This is a genomic window from Streptomyces violaceorubidus, assembly GCF_000717995.1.
Classification (GTDB): Bacteria; Actinomycetota; Actinomycetes; order Streptomycetales; family Streptomycetaceae; genus Streptomyces; species Streptomyces violaceorubidus.
In genome coordinates, this window is record NZ_JODM01000015.1 from 1 (window position 1) to 22,929 (window position 22,929).

A 22,929-nucleotide genomic window follows, 5' to 3' on the forward strand; every position below is an offset into this window, starting at 1 on the left:
GCGCCTCGTAGGCCATGGCGGGGCCGAGGTCGGAGCCGCCGATGCCGATGTTGACGACGTTGCGGATGCGCCTGCCGGTGTGGCCGGTCCACTCGCCGGCGCGGACCCGGTCGGCGAAGTCGGCCATCTTGTCGAGCACGGCGTGCACCCGGGGGACGACGTTCTCGCCGTCGACCTCGATCACCGCGTCCCTCGGGGCGCGCAGCGCGGTGTGCAGCACCGCCCGGTCCTCGGTGATGTTGATGCGCTCACCGCGGAACATCGCGTCGCGCAGTCCGAACACGTCGGTCGCGGCGGCCAGCTCCTGGAGCAGGGCGAGCGTCTCGTCGGTGACGAGGTGCTTGGAGTAGTCGATGTACAGGTCACCCACGCGGAGCGTCCAGCCGGCGCCGCGCCCCGGGTCCGCGGCGAACAGCTCACGCAGCCGCACCTCGCCGAGCTGCTCGCGGTGCTTGGCCAGCGCGGCCCATTCGGGCCTCTGGTGGAGCCTGGTACGGCCGTCTGCGTTCATGTCGGACGTCAGCCTTCTTCCTTGAGGTGTCCCAGCTGTCCCGGCTGTACAGCTGTTCCAACCTAAATGATCAGGAGTGAAGGCGTCCGACGGAGGCGGAACTAGATCTCGCCGCGCAGTTTCGCGAGTGCCTCGGCGAGGATCGCCTCGCCGTCCGCGTCGCTGCGGCGCTCGCGCACGTACGCGAGGTGGGTCTTGTAGGGCTCGGTGCGCGGCGGGTCCGGCGGGTTGTCCCGGTCCTGTCCGGCGGGGAAGCCGCAGCGCGGGCAGTCCCAGGTCTCCGGGACCTGGGCGTCGCTCGCGAAGCTCGGCTGTGTCTCGTGTCCGTTGGAGCACCAGAAGGAGATGCGCAGACGCGGTGCGGACTCGCCGCGCTCGGCCTCGCCCATCGGCCCCGCCCCGACCCGGCTTCCCCGGATCGCGTTGCCACTTGCCACGGTCGTAACTCCCTGCGTGATGGTGCCGCGAAGCGAGTCGGCGTTTCGCTTCACTGCGAGAGCGCCTCAGTCTACGTAAGGCCCAACGCACGTCCAGTATTTGGAGTTACAAGCTCCAGCGCACAGACGCAAGCCCCATGATAGGCGGCGCGCCGAGGCGCGTACCGGACATGGGGCTTTACGTGCACAAGTGCCGACGGAGCAGCGTGACGGCCGCAGGGACGCGTCAGCTGTTGGCCTTCATCAGCAGGCCGAGCACCATGATGCAGGCGAACCAGCACAGACCGACCACCACGGTGATCCGGTCGAGGTTGCGCTCGGCGACCGAGGAGCCGCCGACGGACGACTGCATGCCGCCACCGAACATGTCGGAGAGGCCGCCGCCCTTCCCCTTGTGCATCAGCACCAGCAGCATCAGCAGCAGGCTGAAGACGATCAGGGCGATCGAGAACCCCAAAACCACGGCTGGACCAACTTCCTCGGATTCGGATGAACGACGGGGGCACGGTGACAGCAGGCCACCATGCCCCCGCAAGGGTACGACGTATCGCCGCTAGCGCATACTCACTGGTCGATCTGCCTCTCGACCGGGCGCCTGCTACTGGTCGCGGAAGCGGACGATCTTGACGAACTCGTCCGAGTCCAGCGAGGCCCCGCCGACCAGGGCGCCGTCGATGTCGGGCTTCGCCATGATCTCGGCGACGTTGCCGGACTTGACGGAGCCGCCGTACTGGATGCGGACCCGGTCGGCCAGCTCCTGGGAGTACAGCTCGGCGAGCTTGCCGCGGATCGCCGCGCAGACCTCCTGGGCGTCGTCGGCGCCGCAGACCTTGCCGGTGCCGATGGCCCACACGGGCTCGTAGGCGATCACGACGGACTCGGCCTGCTCGGCCGCGAGGTCCTTCAGACCGCCCTCGACCTGGGTGAGGGTGTGCTCGACGTGGTTGCCCGCCTCGCGGACGTCCAGCTCCTCGCCGACGCACAGGATCGGGGTCAGGCCGTGCTTGTAGGCGGCCTTGACCTTGGCGTTCACGATCTCGTCGGTCTCGGCGTGGTACTGCCGGCGCTCGGAGTGGCCGACGGCCACGTACGTGCACTTCAGCTTGGCCAGCATGGGGCCGGAGATCTCGCCGGTGTAGGCGCCGCCGTCGTGCGCGGAGATGTCCTGGGCGCCGTACTTGATCTTGAGCTTGTCCCCGTCGACCAGGGTCTGCACGGAGCGCAGGTCGGTGAAGGGGGCGAGGACGGCGACCTCGACGGCGTCGTAGTCCTTGTCCGCGAGGGCGAAGGCGAGCTTCTGGACGTGGGCGATGGCCTCCAGGTGGTTGAGGTTCATCTTCCAGTTGCCCGCCATCAGCGGTGTGCGGGTGGTCATCGGGGTCAGTCCTCCAGTGCGGCGAGGCCGGGGAGCGTCTTGCCCTCGAGGTATTCGAGGGAGGCGCCGCCGCCGGTCGAGATGTGGCCGAATGCGTTCTCGTCGAAGCCGAGCGTGCGCACGGCCGCGGCGGAGTCGCCGCCGCCCACCACGGTGAAGCCCGGGGCGTCGACGAGGGCCTGGGCGACCGCTTTGGTGCCCTCGGCGTAGTCGGGGTGCTCGAAGACGCCCATGGGCCCGTTCCAGAAGACGGTGGCGGCGTCGGCGAGCTTCGATGCGTACAGCTTGCGGGTCTCGGGACCGATGTCCAGACCCTCCTGGTCGGCCGGGATGGCGTCCGCGGCGACGGTGGTGGGGTTGGCCGGGGCCTTGGTCTTCAGGTCCGGGAACTCGGGCGCGACCAGCACGTCGACGGGCAGGACCAGCTCGACGCCGTTCTTCTCGGCGCGCTCGATGTACTCCTGGACCGGCGGGATCTGGTCCTCCTGGAGCAGCGAGATGCCGACCTCGTACCCCTTGGCCTTGAGGAAGGTGTACGCCATGCCGCCGCCGATGAGGAGCCGGTCGGCCTTGCCGAGCAGCTGGTCGATGACGGCGAGCTTGTCGGAGACCTTGGCGCCGCCGAGGGCGACCACGTACGGGCGCCGCACGTCGTCGGTGAGCTTCTTGAGCACGCCGACCTCGGTGGCGATGAGGTACCCGGCGTAGTGCGGGAGCCGCTTCGGCAGGTCGAAGACGGACGCGTGCCCCCGGTGCACCGCGCCGAAGCCGTCGCCGACGTAGACGTCCGCGAGGCCGGCCAGCCGGTCGGCGAAGGCGGCGCGCTCGGCGTCGTCCTTGCTGGTCTCGCCCGCGTTGAAGCGCAGGTTCTCGATGACGGCCACCCGGCCGTCGGCGAGGCCCGAGACGGCGGCCTCGGCGGCGGGGCCGACCGTGTCCTCGGCGAAGGAGACGTCGGCGCCGAGCAGTTCACCGAGGCGGGCGGCGGCCGGGGCGAGGGAGAAGGCGGGGTCCGGGGCGCCCTTGGGGCGGCCCAGGTGCGAGGCGACGATCACGCGGGCGCCCGCGTCGGCCAGCGCCTTGACGGTGGGCACCACGGCGCGGATGCGGCCGTCGTCGGTGATGGTGGTGCCGTCCAGCGGGACGTTCAGGTCGGCGCGGACGAAGACGCGCTTTCCCGCGACGCCTTCGGAGAGCAGTTCGTCGATCGTCTTCAAGAGGGCTCCTGGGTTCTCGGATCGCTCGTGATCCTACGAGGGCTGGTGGCGGTGGACGCGACGCAGGGCCCGGGCAGCGCGACCTTGCGCTGTCCGAGCCCTGCTACCGCATCGAGGTGCCTTGCTGAACTCGATCAGAGCTGGTTGCCGACGAAGACCGTGAGGTCGACGAGGCGGTTCGAGTAGCCCCACTCGTTGTCGTACCAGCCGAGGATCTTCACCGACTTGCCGTCCTGGACCATGGTCAGGGACGAGTCGAAGGTGCAGGAGGCCGGGTCGCCGACGATGTCCGAGGAGACGATCGCGTCCTCGGTGTAGAACAGGTAGCCCTTGAGGTCGCCGTCGTCGGCGGCCTTCTTGAACGCGGCGTTGACCTCGTCCTTGGTGACCTCGCGCTGGAGCTCCACGACCAGGTCGGTGGCCGAGCCGGTCGGGACCGGGACGCGCATCGCGATGCCGTCGAGCTTGCCCTTGAGCTGCGGCAGGACCAGCGCGGTGGCCTTGGCGGCACCCGTGGTGGTCGGGATGATGTTCTCCGCGGCGGCACGGGCGCGGCGCAGGTCCTTGTGCGGGAAGTCCAGGATGCGCTGGTCGTTCGTGTACGCGTGGACCGTCGTCATCAGGCCCTTGACGATGCCGAAGTTCTCGTCGAGGACCTTGGCCATCGGCGCCACGCAGTTGGTGGTGCAGGAGGCGTTGGAGATGACGTGGTGGTTCGCCGGGTCGTACTTGTCCTGGTTGACGCCCATCACGATGGTGATGTCCTCGTCCTTGGCCGGAGCCGAGATGAGGACCTTCTTCGCGCCACCGGCGATGTGCTTCTCCGCGTCGGCCTTCTTGGTGAAGATGCCGGTCGACTCGATCACGATGTCGACGCCCAGCTCGCCCCACGGGATGTCGGCCGGGTTGCGCTCGGAGAGGACCTTGATGGTCTTCCCGTCGACGGTGATGGTGTCCTCGGTGTGCGAGACCTCCGCCTTGAGGCGGCCGAGAATGGTGTCGTACTTCAGCAGATGGGCGGTGGTCGCGGTGTCACCCAGGTCGTTGACAGCCACGATCTCGATGTCCGCACCCTGCTCCAGCAGCGCGCGGAAGTAGTTGCGACCGATGCGGCCAAAGCCGTTGATGCCTACGCGGATCGTCACGAACCGATCTCCTCGTTGGTACGCCGGCCCGATGTGCCGGCGAGCTGTATTTGGGATGTCCCCGACCACCTCCGACCCTACCTCCCTACGGCGTCGGGGGTGACATCGAGACGGCCCATACCCGGCAGGGCGGTCCGTACCCGCCAGTAGGGGTACGGACCGCCCTGGGCGACGGGGACCGATCACCCGATCTCGCTACACCGGGTCAGTCCCCCGCACACCGGAGTTCACTCGTCCAGGGCATGCAGCGCCTGCCGGACCAGTGCCGCGCGGGCGGCCGGTTCGGCGAGGTGCTCCAGGCCGAAGCCGAGCAGCACGGTGTCGTCCGTGGTGACCGCGCCGTAGGTCTGGAACAGCGTCCCGGTGCGGGTCCAGTCCTTCAGGACGGCGGGGCTGCCCGCGGGCGGTCCGGAGACCTGCCAGGCGCCCAGCGAGCTCTCGAAGCCCTCGGTCTGCGCCGCCGTGCCCCCGACGACCAGGGAGGCCTCGTCGGCGAGGACGCCGCGGCCGCCGCTGCCGGGGTCGGTGACGTAGGCGATCGACAGCTCGACGGACTTCCCGGCGTAGGCGCTCAGGTCGAACTCGACCTGCTTCCAGCCGCCGGAGGAGCCGGTGAGGCTGTTCCACTGCCCGGTGGTGCCGGTGGCGGCGCAGCCGTCGTCGGAGAGGGTCAGGTAGTGCGCCAGCCAGGGGTGCTCGCCCATGTAGAACCCGGCCGCGCACTCGGCGGGCACGGCGGTGGAGGTGGCACCGTTCGCCTCGGGCAGCGTGGTCCAGTCCTCGGCGCCGGTGGTGTGCGCCTCGACGAGGGCGTGGTCGTAGCCGCGCTCGGTGTCCCACAGCAGCTGGGTGCGGAGCGTGGGACGGTCGGCGGCGGTGACCTGGGTGAGGTCGACGGTGCGGGTGAGGCGCTTGTAGGCGTCGTCGGTGTGGACGGCGGCTGCCATCCGTTCCCCCGCGTAGGGCCCGTACGGGTTGACGGTCCCGGCGAACTTCCCGGCCCCCTCGCTCGCGAACTGCGGGTAGGTGCCGGGGTCCAGCTCGTCGGAGGTCACGCTGTAGGTGCCCGCGGCGTCCAGCGGGTTGCCGGGGGCGTCGCCGAGGGTGCCGCCCGCCTTGTCGAGCCTGCCGGAGCCGGTGAAGCCGGTGGCGCCGGAGGTGGAGGTGCGGGTGTAGGCGCCCAGGTAGTACTGGCTGAAGTCGTCGGAGAGGGTGCCGCCACCGAGGTCGACGTCGCCGCCGGCCTGCTCGCCGGCCTCGATCAGCTTGCCGCCCTCGTTGAGGAAGGCGCGCAACTGGAGCTGGGTGGCGTTGCCGGGCACCGCGGCGCCCGTGTAGTGGACGACGGTGCCGAAGTGGCCGAGGACGCCGAGCGCGTCGGGAGCGCCCTGCGTGGCGACGTCCCAGACGGCCGCGCGCCGGCCGTTGGCCTTGAGCGCGTCCACGTACGTCTGGGTCTGCGTGGCCTTCGCGCCCTCCTCGGCGACGACGAGGACGTCGGCGCGGGGCCGCTCGGCGACCGTGTACGTGAAGTGCCCGCTCTCGGTGCGCTTGCCGTGCCGGTCGTGGCCGCCGCGCGGCGTCTGGCCGGTGAACCAGACCTCGACGCGGTCGCCGGGGCCGGCGCCCTCGACCTCGGCCCGGTACTCGTCGAAGTAGAGGTTGTCCTCACCGCCGTACGTCTCGCCGCCCCGCCAGGGCCGCAGCGCCACGTCGTGGGTGCGTCCGCCGTTGACGCGGTACTTCAGCTCCTTGTCGCGCATGGACTTGCGGACGACGACGGAGACCTCCTGGTCCGCGCCGCGCGCGTAGGAGGTGGTGAAGGGGGCCGGGGTGAAGTCGGCGGCGTCCAGACCGACCGAGGAGGACGGCCGGTCGGGGTGGGCGGCGGACTCGGCGACGGAGAGCGCGAAGGGGACGTTCTTGGCGAACTCCTCCTGGATCAGCTTCTCGTCGTCGGGGAAGTTGAAGCCCGACTGACAGTCGCGCGCGTTCCACTGGTCGTCGGGGTCCACGTCGGAGGCCGTCTGGCAGGTCGACATCTCCGGGGTGAACATCGCCATGCCGTTGACGTTGGCCGCGTGCCCGTCGGCCTCGCCGTTGGTGGTGTACAGCTCCGAGGAGACCTGCGGGTGGTAACCGGGGATCGCGGAGTTGTCGGGCGTGCCGGCCAGCGCCTTGTAGAGGACGTCGTCCGGGGTGTTGGTGGCCACCTGCCAGCCGACGCCGTAGAGGAGGAGCTCGGCGGCGGAGTGGTAGTTGATGCCGTAGGTGAAGCCGATCCGCTTCTGGAAGGCGTCGAGCGCCTTGGTCTCGGGCTCGGAGCCGGGGCTCGCGCCGCGGTAGGTCTCGCTGGTGGGGTTGGGGGACGAGCCCTCGTCGTCGTAGCCCCACTTGTAGGCGAAGTTGCGGTTCAGGTCGACGCCGTCGCCGGTGCTGATGGTGCCGTCGCCGTTGACGTCGCGCAGGTTCTTGCGCCAGAGGCGGTTGTCGGTGCTCTCGAAGGTGTAGTCGTAGCCGTCGGGGTTGGCCGACAGGACGAACCACAGCTCGGTGGAGTCGACGATCCCCCTGATCCGCCGGTCCTTCTTGTAGTTGTCCAGGTAGTGGTGCATCAGCCGCCGGGTCATCTCCGGGGTGATCCACTCGCGCGCGTGCTGGTTGGACATGTAGAGGACGGACGGCTTGGAGCCGTCCCTCGACGTCTTCGCGTGCCTGGTGAGCTTGAGCGCCAGGATGTCCTGGCCGTTCACCGTCTTGCCGATGGAGACGACCTTGGTGAGGCCGGGGTTCTCCTGGGCGGTCCGCAGGATCTCCTCGCGCAGTCCGCCGCTGCCGCTGTAGGGGCGGAAGACGCCGTCGGCGGCGGTCTCGACCCGCTTCTCGGCCTGGGCGGACAGGGTGCGCTCGGTGAGGTCGACGCCCTGCTTCTCCAGCGTGCCGGCCTGTTTCCCGGTGAGGTACAGCTCGACGGCCGCCGTGCCGCGGTCGGGAACCCGCTCGCCGAGTTCGTGGCCGTCCTGCCCGGCGGCCAGCAGCAGGGGGACCTGCTCCCGGCTGACGTCGGCGCGGTAGACCTTCACTTCGTTCGCGTCCGGGGTCCCCGGGTCCGCGGGTCGTGCCTGGGCGACGGGCGTGACGCTCGCTCCGCCGATCAGGAGCGCGCCGACGGCGAGGATCGATCTCGCTCTTCGTCTCATGAACCCCCCTAGATGGGGCCTGTCCGACAGGCCTGGGTTCGCCACAGCAGCGAACAGATGCCAGGCTCATGACAGCTCATGATCGAGTCAAGAGTGCGGCACGGACACGCGAAAGCCGGTGCCGGTCACCCAAGTGGGCGACGGCACCGGCTCGTTGGCGCTCCCGCCGGAACGGTCAGCCGACCAGGTTGTCGGCCAGCTCCTCGCCGAGGTTGGCATCCGTGCCGGCGATGCCGAGGTCCGAGGCCCGCTTGTCGGCCATGGCCAGCAGGCGGCGGATGCGCCCTGCGACGGCGTCCTTGGTCAGCGGCGGGTCGGCGAGGGCACCCAGCTCCTCCAGGGAGGCCTGCTTGTGCTCCATGCGCAGGCGGCCCGCGGCGGCGAGGTGCTCGGGCACGTCGTCGGCGAGGATCTCCAGGGCGCGCTGCACCCGGGCGCCGGCGGCGACGGCCGCGCGGGCGGAGCGGCGCAGGTTGGCGTCGTCGAAGTTGGCGAGCCGGTTGGCGGTGGCGCGGACCTCGCGCCGCAGCCGGCGCTCCTCCCAGGCCAGCACCGAGTCGTGGGCGCCGAGCCGGGTGAGCAGGGCGCCGATCGCGTCCCCGTCGCGGACCACGACGCGGTCCACGCCGCGCACCTCGCGGGCCTTGGCGGGGATCGACAGCCGCCGGGCGGCACCGACCAGGGCGAGCGCCGCCTCGGGGCCGGGGCAGGTCACCTCCAGAGAGGAGGACCGGCCGGGCTCGGTGAGCGAGCCGTGCGCCAGGAAGGCCCCGCGCCAGGCGGCCTCGGCATCACAGGTGGCCCCCGAGACCACCTGCGGCGGCAGGCCCCGGATCGGGCGGCCCCGGCCGTCCACCAGACCGGTCTGCCGGGCCAGCTGGTCACCGCCCGCGACCACCCGGACCACGAAACGCGAACCGCGGCGCAGCCCGCCCGGCGCCATCACGATCAGCTCCGAGCTGTGCCCGAAGATCTCCAGGATGTCCCGCTTGAGCCGTCGCGCCGCGTTCCCGGTGTCCAGCTCCGCCTCGATCACGATGCGTCCGCTCACCAGGTGGAGGCCGCCGGCGAACCGCAGGACGGCGGAGACCTCCGCCTTTCTGCAGCAGGTCCGGGTGACGGGGAGCTGGGAGATCTCGCTCTTCACCGCTGCCGTCATCGCCATGGGCCGATCCTTCCATGCATCCGAAAAATACGGTCGTACGCGGCGGCCAGCAGCTCCGGGTCGTGCCTCGGGGTCCCGTCGGTCCGGGCGACCGGAGCCAGCTCGACCGCGGCGCCGAACCGTTTCGCGGCGTCGGTGAGCGAGTCACGGTCGGGCACGGCGGCCTCGTCGGCCAGCACCACGTCCAGGGCGAGTTTAGGGGCGTGTCGTCCCAAAACCTCCAAATGACGCTGCGGGGAGAAGCCCTCAGTTTCTCCGGGCTGCGGGGCCAGGTTCAGCGAGAGCACCCGGCGCGCCTTCGTCTCGACCAGCGCGTCCAGCAGATCCGGCACGAGCAGGTGCGGGATGACCGAGGAGAACCAGGAGCCGGGGCCGAGCACCACCCAGTCGGCGTCCAGGACGGCGTCGACCGCCTCGTGGACGGCCGGCGGGTCGCTGGGCACCAGGTGCACGGACTGCACCTCGCCGGGGGTGAGCGCCACGGTCGCCTGCCCCCGTACGGTGTCCACCTCGTCGGGCCGCTCCGGGTCGTGGCCCCTGACCAGGGCCTGGAGCTCCAGCGGGACGGCGGACATGGGCAGCACCCGCCCGTGCGCGCCGAGCAGCTTGCCCACCAGGTCCAGTGCCTGGACGTGATCGCCGAGCTGCTCCCACAGGGCGACGATCAGCAGATTGCCGACCGCGTGTTCGTGCAGGTCGCCCTGGGACTGGAAGCGGTGCTGGATGACGCGGGCCCAGGTCTGGCCCCAGTCGTCGTCGCCGCACAGTGCGGCGAGCGCCTTGCGCAGGTCGCCGGGAGGCAGGACACCCAGCTCGTCGCGCAGCCGCCCGCTGGAGCCGCCGTCGTCGGCGACGGTGACGACGGCGGTGAGGTCGCCGGTGATCCGGCGCAGCGCGGCGAGCGAGGCGGACAGGCCCATGCCGCCGCCGAGCGCGACGACCTTGGGCTGGGCGCCCCGGCGGCGCGGCTTGCCGCCGCGCGCCTGTTCGGGCCGGGCGGCGCGGGCGTCGGCGGGTCTGCCGCCGCGCCCCTCGGGCACCACCCGGCGCAGCCTGCTCAGCCGCGGAGTACGTCCTGTCATTCCCGTCCCATGTCCCGGTGGACGACCACCGTCTCCACGCCCTCGGCGGCGAGCCGGGCGGCGAGCTTCTCCGACATGGCCACGGACCGGTGCTTGCCGCCGGTGCAACCGACGGCGACGGTCACGTAGCGCTTGCCCTCCCGACGGTAGCCCGCGGCGATCAGCTGGAGCAGCTCGGCGTAGCGGTCGAGGAACTCCTTGGCCCCGGGCTGGTTGAGGACGTAGCTCGACACCTCCTCGTTGAGGCCGGTGAAGGGGCGCAGCTCCGGGACCCAGTGCGGGTTGGGCAGGAAGCGCATGTCGACGACGAGGTCGGCGTCGACCGGGAGGCCGTACTTGAAGCCGAAGGACATCACCGTGGCCCGCAGCTCGGGCTCCTCCTCGCCGGCGAACTGGGCGTCCATCTTGGCGCGCAGCTCGTGCACGTTGAGGCTGGAGGTGTCGATCACCAGGTCGGCGTCGCCGCGCAGCTCGCGCAGGAGCTCGCGCTCGGCGGCGATGCCGTCGACGATCCGGCCGTCGCCCTGGAGGGGGTGCGGGCGGCGCACCGACTCGAAGCGGCGCACCAGGGCGTCGTCGGAGGACTCCAGGAAGACGATCCGGCGGGTGACGCCGCGGGCGTCGAGGTCCGCGAGGGATTCGCGCAGGTTGTCGAAGAAGCGCCGGCCGCGGACGTCGACGACCACCGCGATGCGGGCCACGTTGCCCTGGGAGCGGGCTCCCAGCTCGACCATGGTGGGGATCAGCGCGGGCGGGAGGTTGTCGACGACGAACCAGCCCAGGTCCTCCAGACACTTCGCGGCGGTCGAGCGGCCGGCTCCGGACATGCCGGAGATGATCACCAGCTCGGGGATGGCCGCCTCGTGCGCCCCTGCTGTTTCCTTGCCCGTACTCACCTGTGCTCCGTCGTCGCGGGTCTGTTCCCGTTCGGCCGCGGGCCCGGTAGGTTCCCGTCCCGTCGCGGGCTGTGCCTGTTCTCGTCCGGCCGCGGGCCTCGCCTGTTCTCGCTCCGCTGCGGGCTGTGCCTCGTGCTCGGTCATCTCTCCTGCCCCCGTCGTTCGTCCGGGGTGCCCGCGGACACGGGCTCCCCCGGGGCATCCGCGGTCGTCTCGGGTGCCCCGTCGTCGTCATCCATGATCTCTCCGGTCGCCGTGTTCACGGCGGGCGCGGCCGGGGTGGCCCGGGCGAGGGCCACGGCGACCGTCTCGGCCGTCTTGCGGCCTATGCCGGGCACCTCGCAGATCTGGTCGATCGTCGCCGACCGCAGCTTCTTCACCGAACCGAAGTGCTTGATCAGCGCCTGTTTACGGGTCTCCCCCAGGCCGGGCACGTCGTCCAGCGGGCTGGAGCGGAAGCGCTTGGCGCGCTTGGCGCGCTGGTAGGTGATCGCGAAGCGGTGCGCCTCGTCGCGGACCCGCTGCAGCAGGTAGAGGCCCTCGCTGGTGCGGGGCAGGACGACCGGGTCGTCCTCCCCGGGCAGCCAGACCTCCTCCAGGCGCTTGGCGAGCCCGCACACGGCGATGTCGTCGATGCCCAGCTCGTCCAGCGCCCGCTGGGCCGCCGCGACCTGCGGCTGCCCGCCGTCGACGACGACGAGCTGGGGCGGGTAGGCGAAGCGCTTGGGCCGGCCGTCGTCGTCCTTGAGCGCCGGGGCCTCGATGAGGGCCGGGCCGTCCGCGAGGACCGGGCCGTCGCCCGCGGCGGCCCCGCTGCCGGTGTGCCGGTCGCCGTCGGTCGGCTCCTCGCCCTCCGCCCACTCGCCGGTCTTCTCCTTCTCGGCGAGGTAGCGGCGGAAGCGGCGCGTGATCACCTCGTGCATGGAACGGACGTCGTCCTGTCCCGCGAAGCCCTTGATCTGGAACCGTCGGTATTCGCTCTTCCGGGCCAGCCCGTCCTCGAAGACGACCATGGAGGCCACGACGTCGTCGCCCTGGAGGTGCGAGATGTCGTAGCACTCGATCCTGAGCGGGGCACTGTCCAGGCCGAGGGCCTCGGCGATCTCCTCCAGCGCGCGCGAGCGTGTCGTCAGGTCGGAGGCGCGCTTGGTCTTGTGCAGGACGAGGGCCTGCTGGGCGTTGCGCTGGACGGTCTCCATCAGCGCCTTCTTGTCGCCGCGCTGCGGGATGCGCAGCGACACTCCCGAGCCGCGGCGCTCGGTCAGCCACTCCTGGACCGGGTCGACCGGGTCGGGCAGCGCAGGGACCAGGACCTCCTTGGGGACGGCGTCGCCCCTCTCCTCGCCGTACAGCTGCTGGAGGGCGTGCTCGACGAGGGCGCCGGTGGTGATCTCCTCCACCTTGTCGGTGACCCAGCCGCGCTGCCCGCGCACGCGTCCGCCGCGCACGTGGAAGATCTGGACGGCCGCCTCCAGCTCGTCCTCGGCGACCGCGATCAGGTCGGCGTCGGTGGCGTCGGCGAGTACCACCGCGCTCTTCTCCATCGCCTTCTTCAGGGCCCCGATGTCGTCCCGCAGGCGCGCCGCCCGCTCGTACTCCATGTCCTCGGCCGCCTCGGCCATCTGCCGCTCCAGGCGGCGCAGGTAGGTACCGGTGCGGCCGGCCATGAAGTCGCAGAACTCGTCGGCCAGGTCCCAGTGGTCGTCGGGGTCGATGCGGCCGACGCAGGGCGCCGAGCACTTGCCGATGTACCCGAGCAGGCAGGGGCGGCCCGTGCGGGCGGCGTTCTTGAAGACACCCGCCGAGCAGGTACGCACCGGGAAGACGCGCAGCAAGAGGTCGACCGTGTCGCGGATCGCCCAGGCGTGCCCGTACGGCCCGAAGTAGCGCACGCCCTTCTTCTTCTGGCCGCGCATCACCTGGACGCGCGGAAACTCCTCGTTCATCGTCACCGCGAGGTACGGGTAGCTCTTGTCGTCGCGGTACTTGACGTTGAACCGGGGGTCGTACTCCTTGATCCAGGAGTACTCCAGCTGAAGCGCCTCGACCTCCGTGGACACCACCGTCCATTCCACGGACGCGGCCGTCGTGACCATGGTGCGGGTGCGCGGGTGCAGGTTCGCCAGGTCCTGGAAGTAGTTCGCCAGGCGCTGGCGCAGGCTCTTCGCCTTTCCGACGTAGATCACCCGGCGGTGCTCGTCACGGAACCTGTACACCCCCGGGGAGTCCGGGATCTCTCCCGGCCTGGGGCGGTAGCTGGAGGGGTCGGCCATGACTCACACCCTACTGGCGCGGACCGACACTTCGGCGGGGCTGTGGACGACGGCCGGACCCCTGTGGACAACCCGCGGGGAGGGTCGGCGAGGACGGTGCGGGTCCGCCCGGTCACACCGGGTGGCCGTCGGGAGGCGGGCCGGTGCGTTCTCGGCCAGGAGCACACGGCGGTCGGGTGTCAGGTGTTGTCGGGGCTAGGTCAACACGCTTCAATGCGGGGGGACTCGGGGCCCTGGAGCGCGGCGTACGGATGTGAAGACCTCTGCGTCGCGACGGGGGTGGCGGCCCCGGCCGATCCGTGTCGCCGGCCTGACCAGCCGTCGTGAACTTCACAGAAGGGCCCCTGCATGCCGCACGCCACACAGCACGCGGACGTCGCCACCGCGCAACTCGACTCCGCCCTGCGCGGTGGCCCCTTCCACGTCGCCCTGCGGGCGGCGATCGCCGCCCGCGGCCTGCCGCTGCAGCGGGTGCAGCACCACCTGTCGCGCCACGGGGTGAAGGTGGGCGTCACGAGTCTGAGCTACTGGCAGCAGGGCGCCCGCCGTCCGCAGCGTCCGGAGTCCCTGCGGGCCGTACGGGCCCTGGAGGAGATACTCCAGCTGCCCGAGGAGTCGCTGATACGCCTGCTCTCCGAGGCCGACGAGGACACCTCGCAGCGTCGGCCCGCGGGCCGCTCCTACCGCGCCCACCTGGCGGCCTCGGGCGTCCTGGACCGGCTGCTGGCCGAGCTGGGGCACCCGGATCCGGACGGCGGGGTGCACACCCTCGGGCACCACGAACAGGTCCGGATCGGTCCCGGCCGGGAGCTGACCGGACGCGAGTCGCACCTCATCGTCCGCGCCCACCGCGACGGCGTCGACCGATTCGTCGCCGTCCATTACGGCGATCCGGGTTGCGTCCCCGCGCGGATGACCGTCCACGCGCTGGAGAACTGCCGCACAGGACGCGTCCGCACCCACGACGAGACCGGTGTCCTCGTGGCGGAGCTGCTCTTCGACACGCGACTGCGGACGGGCGACACCCACCTCTTCCACTACCGCGTCGAGGACGGCACCGCCGGTGTGTCGCGCGAGTACGTCCGCGGGTTCGGCACGACGGGCGGGCAGTACGCGCTCCAGGTGCGCTTCGACACCTCGGCCCTTCCGGTGCGCTGCCACCGGTTCACGCAGCACTCTCCGGCCGCCCCGCGCGGCGGTCGGCAGGATCTGGCGCTCAGCGGTCGGCACCACTCGGTGCACCTCGTGGAGCCGCGGGTCAGGTCGGGGATGCTGGGGATCGGCTGGGACTGGGAGTAGGAGGACGAGTCCGGGCCCGTCGGCCGCTTGGGCCCGGTCAGGTCCCCGGGCTCGCGACGATCCGGCCCTGCTTCACCTCGACGGGCAGTTCGATGAGCGGCGCGGTCGCGGGGGCGTGCAGCACCTCGCCGGTACGGGCGTCGAACTCGCTGCCGTGGCAGTTGCAGACGAGCTTGGTCCCCTCCAGCTTCTTGATGGGACACCCCGCGTGCGTGCACACCGTGCTGAACGCCTTCAGGGAACCGTCCGCGGCCCGGCTGACCACCACGTTCCCGTCCGGGAAGAGCTTGGTCGCGCCCTTGGCGACCTCTCCGTCCGCGCCGAGGTCCACGGGCGCGGTCGGCCTGGCCGGCGCGGCGCCGTCGTCACCCGGGGAGCAGGCGGCCAGGCCGAGGCCGACGACGGGCGTGGCGGCCGCCGAACGCAGGACGGTACGGCGGCTCGGGGCGGGACGGCCGGACATGGAATCTCCACTGGTCGGGACGGGCAGGACCGCGATTGCGCGGGTGCGCGGGTGCGCGGGTGCGCGATTGCGCGGGTGCGCGGGTGCGCGGGTGCGCGGGTGCGCGGGTGCGCGGGTGCGCGGGTGCAGGGCGACGATATCCGGCGGGCCGGGCCGTTCCGTGGGCCGGGTGGCCCGGGCGCGAGAGAGCGCGGCCAGGTCTCCCCCGAGAACCGCGTAAACGCTTGCGCAAGCGTTTACGCCGCCCGGGGCCATGGGGTACGGTCCGGCCACAGCGACCAGACGGGAGGGGGTACGCCGGTGGTGACCATGGCCGACGTCGCACGGAGCGCCGGGGTCTCCGTGGCGACCGTCTCGCACGTCCTCAACGACACCCGCCCGGTGCTGCCGCACACCCGTCAGGCGGTGCTGGACGCCGTCGAGGAGCTGGGGTACACCCCGAACGGCCTGGCCCGATCCCTGGTGACCTCCCGCACCCGCTCCATCGGACTCGCGGTGTCGGCGATCAGCAACCCGTACGTCACGGAGATCCTTCAGGGCGTCGAGGCCGGCGCCCTGGAGCACGGTTACAGCCTGCTCATCGCCGATCCGCACGACGACCCCGGGCACGAGCGCAAAGTGGTCCAGCTGCTGCACGAACGCCGGGTGGACGGCATGATCGTCGCGCCCTCCGCCGACCCCCGGGACCTCGTCGCCTACCTCACGCGCCACCGGGTGCCGACCGTGTTCCTCGACCGGGTCCTCGACGTGCCGGAGGGCGAGGACGCCCCGCGCTTCGACCAGGTCTGCGCCGAGGGCGCCGAGCCGACGACCCGGCTGGTGGGCCATCTCGCCGGGCTGGGCCACCGCCGCATCGGGCTGGTCGCGGGCCGCCCGGGGCTCAGCACGACCCGCGAGCGGATCACCGGGTACCGGCACGGCCTCGCCGCCGCCGGGCTGCCGTTCGACGAGCGGCTGCTGGTCCACGGCGACTCCGAGGTGGCCGGCGGCGAACGGGCCACGGCGGAGCTGCTCTCCCTGGCGGTGCCGCCCACCGCACTGGTCACCGCCAACAACGCCATGACCCTCGGCGCCCTGCGCGCCCTGCGGTGCCGGGGCCTGTCCGTGCCCGGTGACCTCGCGCTGTGCTGTTTCGACGACTTCGCCTGGGCGGACCTCTTCTCGCCGCGGCTCACCGCCGTCGCCCAGCCCAGCAGGGACATCGGGGCGCGAGCCGTCCGGCTGCTCCTCGATCGACTCGCCGCGCCGGACCGGCCCGCGCAGACCCTGCGGCTGCCCTGCTCCTTCGTCCACCGCGACTCCTGCGGCTGCGCCGAGCAGCCCGCAACGCCCTTCAGCCCGTCCGGAAAAGCCCGTGCCAAGGCCAACGAAAGGACCCTCCCGTGATCGTCGTCGCCGGTGAGGCACTGATCGACCTGGTACCGCAGGGCACGGGCGCCCTCGCCGCGCTGCGGCCCGCGCTCGGCGGCGGTCCCTACAACACGGCCGTCGCACTGGGCCGCCTCGGCTCACCCGTCGCTTTCTGCTCCCGGGTGTCGTACGACGGCTTCGGCGAGGCGCTGCTCGACCGGCTGCGCGAGACCGGCGTGGACGTCTCGCCGGTGCAGCGCGGGACCGAGCCCACGACCCTCGCCGTGGCCTCGCTCGACGCGGACGGCTCGGCCGCGTACTCCTTCTACGTGGACGGGACGGCCGACCGGCTGTTCTCGCTGCCCGCCGGTCTGCCGCCCGGCACCCGGGCCGTCTCCTTCGGGACCTGTTCCCTGGTGCTGGAGCCGGGCGCGAGCGCCTACGAGGAACTGCTGCGCGAGACGGCCGCTCGGGGCGTGTTCACGGCGCTGGACCCGAACATCCGGGCCGGGCTGATCCCGGACCCGGACGCCTACCGGGCCCGGTTCAAGAGCTGGCTGCCGTCGGTGTCGCTGCTGAAGCTGTCCGCCGAGGACGCCGAGTGGCTCGGCGGCACGCCCCGTGAGTGGCTCGCGGCGGGGCCGGCCGCGGTCGTGGTCACCCGGGGCGGCGACGGCCTGACGGCGTTCACCCGGGACGGGGGCGAGTACACGGTGCCGGGCGAGCGCGTCGAGGTGGTGGACACGATCGGCGCGGGTGACACGGTGAACGCGGCCCTCCTGCACGGCCTCGCGGCACGGGACGCCCTCGGCGACGCGGCGGTGGCGGCTCTGGGAGCGGACGGCTGGGCGGGGCTGCTGGGCTTCGCCGCCCGCGCGGCGGCGGTCACCTGTTCCCGCGCGGGCGCGGAACCGCCGTACGCCCACGAAGTCGCCGTCTGACGGCGCGGGGCGGGAGCGGGTAGCCGGTACGGCAACGGCCGTGGCTGAGCGGACGGCGACGGGGCCCCACGGATGATCCCGTGAGGCCCCGGTGCCGTCGGGACTCAGGCCTTGCTCGTCCGCGTGGTCTTCTTCGCGGCGGGCTTGGCGGTCTTCTTGGCCGCCGTCCTGGCCGTCTTGGCGGCGGTCGTCTTCTTGACGGCCGTGCCGGTGACCGTCTTCGTGGCGGTCTTCTTGACGGCCGTGCCGGTGACTGTCTTCGTGGCGGTCTTCTTGGCGGCGGCCTTGGCCGCCACGGTCTTCTGCGCCTTGCGCGGCCTGGTCACCGGGGCCGCGTCGCTGACCCGGTCGGCACCGAGGACGTCCCGCAGGAACTTGCCGGTGTGGCTGGCGGGTACGCCCGCGACCTGCTCGGGCGTGCCCTCGGCGACCACCAGGCCACCACCGGCGCCGCCCTCGGGACCCATGTCGACCACCCAGTCGGCGGTCTTGATCACGTCGAGGTTGTGCTCGATGACGATGACCGTGTTGCCCTTGTCGACCAGTCCGCCGAGGACCGTCAGCAGCTTGCTGATGTCCTCGAAGTGCAGACCGGTGGTCGGCTCGTCCAGGACGTAGACCGTGCGCCCGGTGGAGCGGCGCTGCAGCTCGCTGGCAAGCTTGACGCGCTGGGCCTCGCCGCCGGACAGGGTGGTCGCGGACTGGCCGAGCCGGACGTAGCCGAGGCCGACGTCCTTCAGGGTCTTCATGTGCCGGGAGATGGCGGGCACCGCCTCGAAGAAGTCGGTCGCCTCCTCGATCGGCATGTTCAGGACGTCGGCGATGGACTTGCCCTTGTAGTGGACCTCCAGGGTCTCCCGGTTGTACCGGGCGCCGTGGCAGACCTCGCACGGGACGTAGACGTCCGGGAGGAAGTTCATCTCGATCTTGATCGTGCCGTCGCCCGCGCAGTTCTCGCAGCGGCCGCCCTTGACGTTGAAGGAGAACCTGCCGGGCAGGTAGCCCCGCACCTTCGCCTCCGTCGTCTCCGCGAACAGCTTGCGGATGTGGTCGAAGACCCCGGTGTACGTCGCCGGGTTCGACCGCGGGGTGCGGCCGATGGGCGACTGGTCGACGTGGACGACCTTGTCGACGAGGTCGTCGCCGTCCACGCGCGTGTGCCTGCCCGGGACGTTCCGCGCGCCGTTCAGCTCGCGGGCCAGGTGGGTGTACAGGATGTCGTTGACCAGCGTCGACTTGCCGGATCCCGAGACGCCGGTGACGGCCGTGAACACGCCCAGCGGGAAGGACACGTCGATGTCCTGGAGGTTGTTCTCCCGGGCGCCGTGCACGGTCAGCCGCCGGGAGGGGTCGTGCGGGCGCCTGATGTCGGGCAGCGGGATGGCCTTCCGCCCGGACAGGTACAGGCCGGTCTGCGACTCGGCGTTGTCGAGCAGCTCCTTGACGGAGCCGCTGTGCACCACCTTGCCGCCGTGCTCACCGGCGCCGGGGCCGATGTCGACGATCCAGTCGGCGACCTTGATGGTGTCCTCGTCGTGCTCGACGACGATGAGCGTGTTGCCCATGTCCCGGAGTCGGACGAGCGTCTCGATGAGCCGGTGGTTGTCGCGCTGGTGCAGGCCGATGGACGGCTCGTCGAGGACGTACAGCACGCCGACGAGTCCGGAGCCGATCTGGGTCGCCAGCCGGATGCGCTGGGCCTCGCCGCCGGAGAGGGTGCCCGCCGCGCGGTTGAGCGAGAGGTAGTCCAGGCCGACGTCGACCAGGAACCGCAGCCGTTCGTTGACCTCCTTCAGCACGCGCTCGGCGATCTTCTTGTCGCGGGCGTTGAGCTTCAGCTCGCCCAGGAAGTCGGCGCAGTCGCTGATGGACATCGCCGAGACCTCGGCGATCGACTTGTCCATGACGGTGACCGCGAGGACGAGCGGCTTGAGGCGGGTGCCCTCGCAGGTGGGGCAGGGCACCTCGCGCATGTAGCCCTCGAAGCGCTCGCGGCTGGAGTCGCTCTCGGCCTCGCTGTGGCGGCGCTTGACGAAGGGAATGGCTCCCTCGAAGGCCGTGGTGTACCGGCGCTCGCGCCCGTACCGGTTGCGGTAGCGGACCTCGACCTGGGTCTTGTGGCCGTTCAGCAGGGCCTTGCGGGCGCGCAGCGGCAGGCCCGCGAAGGGGATGTCCGTACGGAAGCCGAGCGCGTCCGCGAGGGCACCGATCAGGCGGCCGAAGTAGTCCTTGGTGTGCCCGTGCGACCAGGGGTGGATGGCGCCCTCGTCGAGGGACTTGTCCTCGTCGGGGACGATCAGCTCCGGGTCGACCTCCATGCGCGTGCCAATGCCGGAGCAGTCGGGGCAGGCGCCGAAGGGCGAGTTGAAGGAGAAGGAACGGGGCTCCAGCTCCTCGAAGGACAGGTCGTCGTACGGGCAGTACAGGTGCTCCGAGAACATGCGCTCGCGCTCGGGGTCGTCCTCGGGGAGGTCGACGAAGTCGAGCACGACCATGCCGCCGGACAGGCCGAGCGCGGTCTCCACGGAGTCGGTCAGGCGCCGCTTGGCGGAGTCCTTCACGGTGAGGCGGTCGACGACCACCTCGATGGTGTGCTTCTCCTGCTTCTTCAGCGTGGGCGGGTTGGACAGCTGGACGGTCTCGCCGTCCACCCGCGCGCGGGAGTAGCCCTTGGTCTGGAGGTCGGCGAAGAGGTCGACGAACTCGCCCTTGCGCTCGCGCACCAGCGGCGACAGCACCTGGAAGCGGCTGCCCTCCGGCAGCTCCAGGACCCTGTCCACGATGGCCTGCGGCGACTGGCGCGAGATCGGCCGGCCGCACTCGGGACAGTGCGGCTTGCCGATGCGGGCGAAGAGCAGGCGCAGGTAGTCGTAGACCTCGGTGATGGTGCCGACCGTGGAGCGCGGGTTGCGCGAGGTCGACTTCTGGTCGATGGAGACCGCCGGGGAGAGGCCCTCGATGAAGTCGACGTCCGGCTTGTCCATCTGACCGAGGAACTGCCGGGCGTAGGACGAGAGGGACTCCACGTAGCGCCGCTGGCCCTCGGCGAAGATCGTGTCGAAGGCCAGGGAGGACTTGCCCGACCCGGACAGGCCCGTGAAGACGATGAGCGAGTCGCGAGGCAGGTCGAGCGAGACGTTCTTCAGGTTGTGCTCGCGCGCGCCACGGACGATGAGACGGTCGGCCACGCCGGTCCGCACCTTTCTTGAGAGAAGTGACAGGGGCGGGGCCCCCGTCCTTCTCAGACTAGGGGGAGCCACTGACAACGCCGGTCGGATTCACCAGTTGTCAACAAACCCCGACTTCCCAGCATGCCCGACGCCGCTGTCGACCTTATAGCACGTGCATTCGAATTGAGGGGGTCGTCCATCACCTTCACCCGAAGGTGTGGTGCGGTTTAGGGTCAGCACCATGATTGATCACGCGCATGACCTGGCGTCTGTACGTGACGCGACCGAACGGCTGCTCACCGCGCTCGGGAAACTGGACAACGCGTCCGTGACGCAGTCGTCACGGCTTCCCGGCTGGAGCCGCGGCCATGTCCTCGCCCACATCGCCCGCAACGCCGACGCCCTCGTGAACGTCCTCGAAGGACGCCCCATGTACGTCTCCGGCGAGGCCCGGGACGCCGACATCGAGCGGGACGCCCCTCGCCCCCTGGCGGCACAGCTCGCGGACGTGCGCGAGAGCGCCGCCCGGTTCCAGGACGCCTCGGCCCTCCCCGCGGACTGGTCGCGCACCGTGGAATTGCGCAACGGGATCACGGACTCGGCCTCCAGGGTGCCCTTCCGGCGGTGGGCCGAGGTGGAGCTGCACCACGTGGACCTGGGCATCGGCTACGAGCTGGAGGATCTTCCGGCGGCGTTCACCGAACGGGAGACCGACTTCCTCGCCACCCGGTTCGCCGGTCACCCCGAGGTGCCGCCGACCCGGCTCACGGACGGCACGCGCGTGTGGCGCACGGGAAGGGAGGCGGACGTCCCCGAGGTGACCGTCACCGGTCCCCCGGCCGATCTGCTGGGCTGGCTCGCCGGTCGCCGGGAGGGCTCCGCACTCGCGGTGGAGGGCGGTCCCCTGCCGGTGCCGCCTCCCCTGTAGACGGGCGCACGCGTACGGCCCGCGACCTCCCGGCGCTAGGCTGGCGGTCATGACGTACAGCGGAGAGGTGTCGGTCGGCGGACCCGCCGACGTGCACGAGCTCAAGGACCTGATGATCACCAAGGTCGCGATCGGCCCGATGGACAACAACGCCTATCTGCTGCGCTGCCGGGCCACCGACGAGCAGCTGCTGATCGACGCCGCCAACGACGCGCACACCCTGCTCGGCACGATCGGTGACGACGGCATCGCGTCCGTCGTCACCACCCACCGGCACGGCGACCACTGGCAGGCGCTCGCCGAGATCGTCGCGGCGACCGGCGCGCGCACCCACGCCGGACGGCACGACGCCGAGGGCATCCCGGTGCCGACCGACGTCCTGGTCGACGACGGCGACACGATCAGGGTGGGCCAGGTGGAGCTCACCGCACGCCACCTCGTGGGACACACCCCGGGCTCCATCGTCCTCGTCTACGACGACCCGCACGGGCATCCCCACGTGTTCACCGGGGACTGCCTGTTCCCGGGCGGTGTGGGGAACACCTTCAAGGACCCCGAGGCCTTCGCCAGCCTCATCCACGACGTGGAGACCAAGATCTTCGACACGCTCCCGGACGAGACGTGGGTCTACCCCGGGCACGGCAACGACACGACGCTCGGCGCGGAGCGGCCGCACCTGCCGCAATGGCAGGCGCGCGGCTGGTGACGACCGGGGGCGCCGGCCGCGGGCCCGCGCCCTCGCGTCCGCGTACGCGCCCCGTGTGAAGCGTTCGCACACACCCGCGGTCCGCGCGCGCTCCCCGCGCACCGGTGCGGCGCGGTCGACTGGTGGCGGCCCCGCGCGGGAACGACGGCTCCTGGGCGGTACGGGCCGCCGGCCTCCCGATCCCCGCCCCCCGGTCGGCGGCCCCGGCTTCTCAGGCCTTGGCCGAGCCCGCCCCGGCCAGGGCCGCGATCCGCTCCACGCCGAAGACGTACCCCTGCACACCGCACCCCGCGACGACTCCGTCGGCGCGCTGCGAGACGTAGGAGTGGTGCCGGAACGGCTCACGCTGGTGGATGTTGGAGATGTGGACCTCCACCACCGGCAGTCCGTCGCATGTGTTGAGCGCATCCAGGATGGCGACGGACGTGTGCGAGTAGGCGGCGGGGTTGATCACGATGCCGCAGTGGTGCAGCCGGGCCTCGTGGATCCAGTCGACCAGTTCGCCCTCGTGGTTGGACTGCCGGAAGTCCACGGTGCCGCCGTGCGTGGCCGCCGCCTTCACGCACAGCGCCTCGACGTCGGCGAGGGTGTCGGAGCCGTAGATCTCCGGCTGGCGCTGGCCGAGCAGGTTCAGGTTGGGCCCGTTCAGGATCATGATCGGGGCGTTGGCCAGGGTGCGGGGCACGGTTCCTCCGGTCCGTGAGGGGTGCGGCGGCCCATGCGCGACCGCTGCTCGGTCCCCGGTCTATCACGGTGCGCCGAGGGCCCGGC

At 71.4% G+C, this 22,929-nt stretch carries 18 protein-coding genes and 1 pseudogene; 5 read left to right on the top strand and 14 right to left on the bottom strand.

Features of this window, described 5'->3' with window-relative positions; translation table 11 throughout:
* From IE94_RS0119065 to uvrC, 11 genes and pseudogenes are all read right to left on the bottom strand, one after another.
* Window positions 1-511: pseudogene (locus IE94_RS0119065) on the bottom strand (glucose-6-phosphate isomerase); the annotation flags it as partial.
* A 101-nt stretch (window positions 512-612) separates the two neighbouring features.
* Window positions 613-948: an RNA polymerase-binding protein RbpA gene (locus IE94_RS0119070; protein WP_003976875.1), complete on the bottom strand. Its 336-nt coding sequence runs from the start codon at window positions 946-948 to the stop codon at window positions 613-615.
* Between the two features lie 226 nt (window positions 949-1,174).
* Window positions 1,175-1,411, bottom strand: a complete 237-nt coding sequence (secG, locus tag IE94_RS0119075) for a preprotein translocase subunit SecG (RefSeq protein ID WP_078606522.1) — start codon at window positions 1,409-1,411, stop codon at window positions 1,175-1,177.
* Window positions 1,412-1,546: 135 nt separating this feature from the next.
* Window positions 1,547-2,323 (bottom strand): triose-phosphate isomerase, encoded by a 777-nt coding sequence (gene tpiA / locus IE94_RS0119080; protein WP_030185794.1) that lies wholly within the window; start codon window positions 2,321-2,323, stop codon window positions 1,547-1,549.
* Window positions 2,324-2,328: 5 nt separating this feature from the next.
* Window positions 2,329-3,540 carry a phosphoglycerate kinase gene (locus IE94_RS0119085; protein ID WP_030185796.1) on the bottom strand — a complete coding sequence of 404 codons (1,212 nt, stop codon included), beginning with the start codon at window positions 3,538-3,540 and terminating at the stop codon, window positions 2,329-2,331.
* Between the two features lie 134 nt (window positions 3,541-3,674).
* Window positions 3,675-4,685 carry a type I glyceraldehyde-3-phosphate dehydrogenase gene (gap, locus tag IE94_RS0119090; protein ID WP_030185797.1) on the bottom strand — a complete coding sequence of 337 codons (1,011 nt, stop codon included), beginning with the start codon at window positions 4,683-4,685 and terminating at the stop codon, window positions 3,675-3,677.
* Window positions 4,686-4,912: 227 nt separating this feature from the next.
* Window positions 4,913-7,885, bottom strand: coding sequence for a M14 family metallopeptidase (locus IE94_RS0119095; protein ID WP_030185800.1), 2,973 nt, complete (start codon window positions 7,883-7,885; stop codon window positions 4,913-4,915).
* A gap of 175 nt (window positions 7,886-8,060) precedes the next feature.
* Entirely contained in the window at window positions 8,061-9,050 is a 990-nt protein-coding gene (gene whiA / locus IE94_RS0119100; protein ID WP_030185801.1) for a DNA-binding protein WhiA, read from the bottom strand.
* Window positions 9,041-10,132, bottom strand: coding sequence for a gluconeogenesis factor YvcK family protein (locus tag IE94_RS0119105; RefSeq protein ID WP_030185802.1), 1,092 nt, complete (start codon window positions 10,130-10,132; stop codon window positions 9,041-9,043). Before IE94_RS0119105 ends, whiA begins: the two co-directional genes overlap by 10 nt.
* Window positions 10,129-11,172: an RNase adapter RapZ gene (gene rapZ, locus IE94_RS0119110; protein WP_030185808.1), complete on the bottom strand. Its 1,044-nt coding sequence runs from the start codon at window positions 11,170-11,172 to the stop codon at window positions 10,129-10,131. The genes IE94_RS0119105 and rapZ overlap by 4 nt, the downstream gene beginning before the upstream one ends.
* On the bottom strand, window positions 11,169-13,301 hold the full coding sequence (gene uvrC, locus IE94_RS0119115) for an excinuclease ABC subunit UvrC (RefSeq protein ID WP_030185810.1): 2,133 nt from the start codon (window positions 13,299-13,301) through the stop codon (window positions 11,169-11,171). The genes rapZ and uvrC overlap by 4 nt, the downstream gene beginning before the upstream one ends.
* Window positions 13,302-13,649: 348 nt before the next feature.
* On the opposite strand from uvrC, the gene IE94_RS0119120 reads away from it, so the two are divergent.
* The gene (locus IE94_RS0119120) at window positions 13,650-14,600 is read left to right on the top strand and encodes a hypothetical protein (RefSeq protein ID WP_030185813.1); all 951 of its coding nucleotides are present in this window, start codon (window positions 13,650-13,652) and stop codon (window positions 14,598-14,600) included.
* Window positions 14,601-14,637: 37 nt separating this feature from the next.
* On the opposite strand, the gene IE94_RS0119125 is transcribed toward IE94_RS0119120, so the two are convergent.
* Window positions 14,638-15,063: a Rieske (2Fe-2S) protein gene (locus IE94_RS0119125; protein ID WP_030185816.1), complete on the bottom strand. Its 426-nt coding sequence runs from the start codon at window positions 15,061-15,063 to the stop codon at window positions 14,638-14,640.
* A gap of 300 nt (window positions 15,064-15,363) precedes the next feature.
* On the opposite strand from IE94_RS0119125, the gene IE94_RS0119130 reads away from it, so the two are divergent.
* Both IE94_RS0119130 and IE94_RS0119135 read left to right on the top strand, forming a co-directional pair.
* The gene (locus tag IE94_RS0119130) at window positions 15,364-16,449 is read left to right on the top strand and encodes a LacI family DNA-binding transcriptional regulator (RefSeq protein ID WP_030185821.1); all 1,086 of its coding nucleotides are present in this window, start codon (window positions 15,364-15,366) and stop codon (window positions 16,447-16,449) included.
* Window positions 16,446-17,354 carry a carbohydrate kinase family protein gene (locus tag IE94_RS0119135; RefSeq protein WP_030185823.1) on the top strand — a complete coding sequence of 303 codons (909 nt, stop codon included), beginning with the start codon at window positions 16,446-16,448 and terminating at the stop codon, window positions 17,352-17,354. The genes IE94_RS0119130 and IE94_RS0119135 overlap by 4 nt, the downstream gene beginning before the upstream one ends.
* 104 nt (window positions 17,355-17,458) lie before the next feature.
* Here IE94_RS0119135 and uvrA read toward each other — a convergent pair whose 3' ends face one another.
* Window positions 17,459-20,542 carry an excinuclease ABC subunit UvrA gene (gene uvrA, locus IE94_RS0119140; protein WP_030185825.1) on the bottom strand — a complete coding sequence of 1,028 codons (3,084 nt, stop codon included), beginning with the start codon at window positions 20,540-20,542 and terminating at the stop codon, window positions 17,459-17,461.
* A gap of 223 nt (window positions 20,543-20,765) precedes the next feature.
* Between uvrA and IE94_RS0119145 the strand changes: the two genes are divergently transcribed.
* Together IE94_RS0119145 and IE94_RS0119150 are read left to right on the top strand one after the other, a co-directional pair.
* Window positions 20,766-21,452, top strand: a complete 687-nt coding sequence (locus IE94_RS0119145; protein WP_030185828.1) for a maleylpyruvate isomerase family mycothiol-dependent enzyme — start codon at window positions 20,766-20,768, stop codon at window positions 21,450-21,452.
* Between the two features lie 49 nt (window positions 21,453-21,501).
* On the top strand, window positions 21,502-22,158 hold the full coding sequence (locus tag IE94_RS0119150; protein ID WP_030185830.1) for an MBL fold metallo-hydrolase: 657 nt from the start codon (window positions 21,502-21,504) through the stop codon (window positions 22,156-22,158).
* A 211-nt stretch (window positions 22,159-22,369) separates the two neighbouring features.
* On the opposite strand, the gene aroQ is transcribed toward IE94_RS0119150, so the two are convergent.
* Complete coding sequence (aroQ, locus tag IE94_RS0119155) at window positions 22,370-22,843, bottom strand: type II 3-dehydroquinate dehydratase (RefSeq protein ID WP_030185832.1); 474 nt, start codon at window positions 22,841-22,843, stop codon at window positions 22,370-22,372.
* Window positions 22,844-22,929 lie beyond the last annotated feature (86 nt).

Coding starts and splice junctions, on each gene's coding strand:
- tpiA (WP_030185794.1), bottom strand. CDS start 2,323: ATGACCACCCGCACACCGCTGATGGCGGGCAACTGGAAGATGAACCTC.
- IE94_RS0119095 (WP_030185800.1), bottom strand. CDS start 7,885: ATGAGACGAAGAGCGAGATCGATCCTCGCCGTCGGCGCGCTCCTGATC.
- whiA (WP_030185801.1), bottom strand. CDS start 9,050: ATGGCGATGACGGCAGCGGTGAAGAGCGAGATCTCCCAGCTCCCCGTC.
- IE94_RS0119105 (WP_030185802.1), bottom strand. CDS start 10,132: ATGACAGGACGTACTCCGCGGCTGAGCAGGCTGCGCCGGGTGGTGCCC.
- rapZ (WP_030185808.1), bottom strand. CDS start 11,172: ATGACCGAGCACGAGGCACAGCCCGCAGCGGAGCGAGAACAGGCGAGG.
- uvrC (WP_030185810.1), bottom strand. CDS start 13,301: ATGGCCGACCCCTCCAGCTACCGCCCCAGGCCGGGAGAGATCCCGGAC.
- IE94_RS0119120 (WP_030185813.1), top strand. CDS start 13,650: ATGCCGCACGCCACACAGCACGCGGACGTCGCCACCGCGCAACTCGAC.
- IE94_RS0119125 (WP_030185816.1), bottom strand. CDS start 15,063: ATGTCCGGCCGTCCCGCCCCGAGCCGCCGTACCGTCCTGCGTTCGGCG.
- IE94_RS0119145 (WP_030185828.1), top strand. CDS start 20,766: ATGATTGATCACGCGCATGACCTGGCGTCTGTACGTGACGCGACCGAA.
- IE94_RS0119150 (WP_030185830.1), top strand. CDS start 21,502: ATGACGTACAGCGGAGAGGTGTCGGTCGGCGGACCCGCCGACGTGCAC.